7 protein-coding genes are annotated in these 4,314 nt (G+C 74.9%); 2 read left to right on the forward strand and 5 right to left on the reverse strand.

Features of this window, described 5'->3' with window-relative positions:
* The 4 genes from AKI01S_RS48185 to AKI01S_RS48200 form a co-directional block, all read right to left on the reverse strand.
* Window positions 1-597 (reverse strand): ATP-binding protein (locus AKI01S_RS48185; RefSeq protein ID WP_174567490.1); only part of this gene is annotated, 597 nt, incomplete at its 3' end.
* Window positions 594-1,016 (reverse strand): ATP-binding protein, encoded by a 423-nt coding sequence (locus tag AKI01S_RS48190; RefSeq protein ID WP_245682099.1) that lies wholly within the window; start codon window positions 1,014-1,016, stop codon window positions 594-596. The genes AKI01S_RS48185 and AKI01S_RS48190, both read right to left, overlap by 4 nt.
* Window positions 1,017-1,036: 20 nt before the next feature.
* Entirely contained in the window at window positions 1,037-1,387 is a 351-nt protein-coding gene (locus tag AKI01S_RS48195) for an STAS domain-containing protein (RefSeq protein WP_067833775.1), read from the reverse strand.
* A gap of 3 nt (window positions 1,388-1,390) precedes the next feature.
* Window positions 1,391-2,317, reverse strand: coding sequence for an STAS domain-containing protein (locus tag AKI01S_RS48200; protein WP_245682100.1), 927 nt, complete (start codon window positions 2,315-2,317; stop codon window positions 1,391-1,393).
* Window positions 2,318-2,420: 103 nt separating this feature from the next.
* Between AKI01S_RS48200 and AKI01S_RS48205 the strand changes: the two genes are divergently transcribed.
* Entirely contained in the window at window positions 2,421-2,879 is a 459-nt protein-coding gene (locus AKI01S_RS48205) for a MarR family winged helix-turn-helix transcriptional regulator (RefSeq protein WP_084000981.1), read from the forward strand.
* 247 nt (window positions 2,880-3,126) lie between these two features.
* Here the strand turns inward: AKI01S_RS48205 and AKI01S_RS48210 are convergent, their stop codons facing one another.
* The gene (locus AKI01S_RS48210) at window positions 3,127-3,477 is read right to left on the reverse strand and encodes an STAS domain-containing protein (protein ID WP_067833778.1); all 351 of its coding nucleotides are present in this window, start codon (window positions 3,475-3,477) and stop codon (window positions 3,127-3,129) included.
* A gap of 292 nt (window positions 3,478-3,769) precedes the next feature.
* On the opposite strand from AKI01S_RS48210, the gene AKI01S_RS48215 reads away from it, so the two are divergent.
* Window positions 3,770-4,314, forward strand: a 545-nt coding sequence (locus AKI01S_RS48215; RefSeq protein ID WP_157420750.1) for a HAMP domain-containing protein, incomplete at its 3' end; no start/stop codon positions are given.

Raw genomic sequence — 4,314 nt, forward strand, 5'->3', positions numbered from 1 at the left:
GGCCGCCGCGGCCGCCGCCGGGCCGTGGCCCAGCCCGTCCACGAGCCCGATGACCAGGTCCTCGCCGGCGGGGGAGGGGCGGCGCGCCACGCACCAGCCGTCGCCGCTGACGGTCTCGGCGGGGTGCGGGACGAGCACGCCGCCGACCCGGACGGCCGGGAGCGCGACGGGCGGGCCGACCCGGACGAGCACGGCGGTGCCCCGGCCGGGCGGGCTGTAGACGTCGAAGTCGGCGGCGGCGCGGCGGCAGGTGCCGAGGCCCACGCCCAGCGACCCGGCGGTGGAGTGGCCGTCGGCCAGCGCGGCCGGGACGTCGGGGATGCCGGGGCCGTCGTCGACCGCGACCAGCTGCACCGACGCCGGGGACCGGCCGTCGGCGGGGGCCAGCACGTTGACCAGCAGGTGGCCGCCGCGGGCGTGCTTGATCAGGTTGGTGGCGAGTTCGGTGGCGGCCAGCTCGCACGCGGCGGTGTCGCGGTCGGACAGGCCGCCCTCGGCGGCCGCGCGCGTGGCGGCGCGGCGCGCGGTGTGCAGGTGGCTGCGGTCCTCGACGGGCACGTGCCGGCCGGTCGTCATCATCGTCGCGGTCGTCGTCACGTCGGGCTCCGGCTCCAGGAGACGATCGTCACGGTCGTGCCCCGTCCGGGACGGCTGTCCACCCGGAACTCCTCCACCAGCCGGCGCGCCCCGCCGAGGCCCAGGCCCAGCCCGGTGCCGGTGGAGAAGCCGTCGGTCAGGGCCCGCGCGACGTCGGGGATGCCCGGCCCCTCGTCGAGGAACACCATGCGCACACCGCGCCGACCCGGCCGCGTCACGTCGCTGATCTCGACCCGGCCGCCGCCGCCGTGCACCAGGGCGTTGCGGGCCAGCTCGCTGGACGCGGTGATCATGCGGGTCTGCTCGGCCAGGCTCATCCCGGCGCGCACCGCCGCCTCGCGCGCCGCGCGCCGCACCCGGATCAGGTCGCCGTCGGACCTGATCGGCAGCACCGTCGGCGCGCCCGGCGCGCCGCCCACGGGATCCCCTCCGCCGTCCCTCATCGCCTCGCCAGCATCTCCAGCGCGTGCGCCGACGACCGCGCCGTCTCCACCTCGGGCAGGTCCAGCCCCATCTCCACCAGCGTGACCGCCACCGCGGGCCGCATCCCGGCCACCACGGTCCGCGCCGCCAGCATCCGCACCGCCAGGGTGATCTCGGTGAGCACCCGGGCCAGATAGGAGTCGATGATCTCCACGGCGGAGACGTCGATCACCACGCCGTCCGCGCCGGTCGCGGCGGCCCGGTCCAGCAGGTCCTCCTGGAGGGCCACGACCGTCGCGTCGGTCAGCTCGGTCTGGACGCTGGCCAGCAGGACGCCGTCCAGCTCCAGCACGGGAATCCGGTCCACCGCTCAGCCCCCCGCCGGTGCGCCGATGTGCCGCAGCGCCCACGCCAGCGCGTCGGCCAGCGTCGACCGGGTGCGGATCCCGCCCAGGTCGATGCCGAGCGCGGCGATGGTCTGGGCGATCTGCGGCCGGATGCCGCTCAGCACGCAGGTGGCGCCCATCAGCCGGACGGCGGTGGCCGTCCGCATCAGGTGCTGGGCGACCACGGTGTCCACCATCGGCACCCCGGTGATGTCGAGGATCGCGACCTCGGCGCGCTGCTCGACGATGCCCTCCAGCAGGGCCTCGGTCATCACCTGGCTGCGCGCGCTGTCCAGCGTGCCGATCAGCGGCACCGCCAGCACGCCGTCCCACAGCCTGAGCACCGGGGTGGCGGTGTCGAGGATCTCCTGCCGCTGCCGGGCGATGATCCCGGCGTCCCGGTCCAGGACCGTCTCCATCGCCACCAGCCGCAGCGTGCCCACCAGCTCCATGGCGGCGACCACGGCGTCCCCGGCGTCCCCGCCCTCGTGGGAGGCGTGGTCGCGCACCAGCGCCAGCAGCGCGTGCCGCAGCTCGGCGACCTCGGCGCCGAGCTGGGCGGCGGTGGCGCCCGCCGCGCCCCGCTCGGCGAGCATCTCGGCGAGCTGTGGCCGCACCCGCTCGAACCCGGGGGCCGACGGGTCGGCGCAGTGGCCGGACCCGGCGACCTCCGCCAGGGCGTCCACGAGCCGGTGCGCCGCGCCGACCGCCGCGTCCCGGCCCGCCACGTACACCGCGCGGAACGGCGTCGCGTCGGCCCAGCGCTGCGCGAGCTGCTCGCGCCGGGAGCGCAGCGCCTCGGCGACCAGGGCCGTGCCGTCGTGCGGCCGGGCGCCGGAGCCGTTCGGCGCGGCCGCCCGGCGGGAGTCGTCTCCGGGGGAGACCGGCGTGTTCCAGGCGCCGTCGTTCACCGCGCACCTTCCTGATAGTCGGGTTCCGCAGGCATCAACCCGCGCCTGCCGGGGACGAGAGCAGACAGTCGTGACCATCGAGACCGGACGTTAGGGACAGTCGGTGAACCAGCCCAGCGAACAGATCTCCCGGTCGGTCGACCATCAGGCCCTCGAACACGCGGGCAGGATGTTCATCGCCGTCTGGTGCCGCTCGCAGGACCGGGTGGCCGGACACGTTCCGCCCACGCAGCTGCGGACGCTGGAGGCGATCGCGGCCCGGCCGCACCTCGGCATGCGCGACCTGGCCGCGCACCTGGGGATGATCCCCTCCTCGGCGAGCCGGTTGTGCGACCGGCTGGTGGCCGCCGGGCTGCTGGTCCGCGAGCCCAGCGACGTCGACCGGCGGCAGGTCGTGCTGCGGGCCACTCCGCAGGGCGAGGAGCTGCTCCGCGACCTGGCGCGGCAGCGACGGCGGGACCTGGAGGCGGTGCTGGACCGCATGCCTCCGGAGGACGGCGCCCGCCTGCTGGCGGGCCTGCTCTCCTTCGCCGAGCGCGCCGAGGACGACGGCTGCGACTGACGGCGAATAGTTGTCATGGGGCAATAGTAGGGGTGCGGGTCGCCCTCCGGTGGCCTTCCCGGCGAAGGCGGCCGGGCGCCGATCGGCTCCCGGGACGGGAAAGCGCAGGTGACGGCGGTGAGGAGGGTCACCAGCCGCCCCGAAAACTGATGTCGTATGACAATTATCGCCGGGCCTCGGCCGTCGGGCGCGTCGGCGCCCCCGTCGCCGGGCCGGTGACGGGGGCCGGCGGGAGGGGGCCGCGCCGTCAGCGCGGGCGCAGGTTCTTCAGGGCCTCGTCGGTGGTGGAGCAGACCGTGATGTGCTCGCGCAGCCCCGCCAGGTCCAGCACCCGCGCGACGGTCGGCTGCAACGCGGCCAGGACCAGCCGGCCGTCCTTCGCGACGACGGACCGGCGGGCGTGCAGCACCGCGCGCAGTCCCATCGAGTCCATGAACCGCAGCCCGCCCAGGTCCAGGACCACGTCCGGACGGTCGTGGCCCGCCGCCGCCCGCAGGACCGCCTCGGCGTCCTGGATCGTGTTGATGGTCAGCTCCCCGGCCAGTGAGACCACTGTGGCCTGGCCGGCGGTGCGTGTCTCCGTCTCCAGCGTCGTCATCGACGTACGAGCCTCCTGCGATCAGGGCCATCCGGCGGCCTCGCCCCGTCCCCGCCCGGATCGTCGCATGTGGACGGCGTCCCGGCGAGCTCGGACGGCGAGATGCGGTCGGTCGCGCGTTCAGCGGGAGAGGGGTGTTCCGGTCTGGAAGGCAGTGTAATGTCGCAGCGGCCGTTGCATGTCAGACGGCAACTGATCGCGTAGCGCGTGTGTCGACGCCGCCGGAGTCGGGTTTCCCGTCGAGGCCCTGAGTGGCCGGACCCGCGCGGTCTTCTGAGGGACAGGGTTGAACATGGGTGACGCTGGGGGGAAGAAGGCCGCGCCGATCACGCGCGGTGACCGGACGCGGAACGCGGACGGGGTGGGAGAGGCCGAGCTGCGGCGGCTGCTGGCCGGCCTGACGGCCGTCCGGGACGGTGATTTCGGCACCCGGCTGCCCGACGACGCCGACGGCCTGCTCGGTGAGATCGCCGAGGTGTTCAACGGCATGGTGGACCAGCTCTCGCTGTTCACCTCCGAGGTCACCCGCGTGGCGCGCGAGGTGGGCACCGAGGGCCGTCTCGGCGGCCAGGCCAAGGTGCCGGGGGTGTCGGGCACCTGGGAGGACCTGACCGACTCGGTGAACGCCATGGCGGGCAACCTCACCACGCAGGTCCGCGACATCGCCCAGGTCGCCACGGCCGTGGCCCAGGGCGACCTGTCACAGAAGATCGACGTTCCGGCGCGGGGCGAGATCCTGGAGCTGAAGAACACCGTCAACACGATGGTGGATCAGCTGTCGTCGTTCGCCGACGAGGTGACGCGGGTCGCTCGCGAGGTCGGCTCGGAGGGTCGTCT

It is taken from the genome of Actinomadura kijaniata NBRC 14229, from assembly GCF_001552175.1.
GTDB lineage: Bacteria > Actinomycetota > Actinomycetes > Streptosporangiales > Streptosporangiaceae > Spirillospora > Spirillospora kijaniata.

Excerpts from the sequence above, each read along its gene's own strand:
- AKI01S_RS48210 (WP_067833778.1), bottom strand. The coding sequence starts at position 3,477 with ATGACGACGCTGGAGACGGAGACACGCACCGCCGGCCAGGCCACAGTG.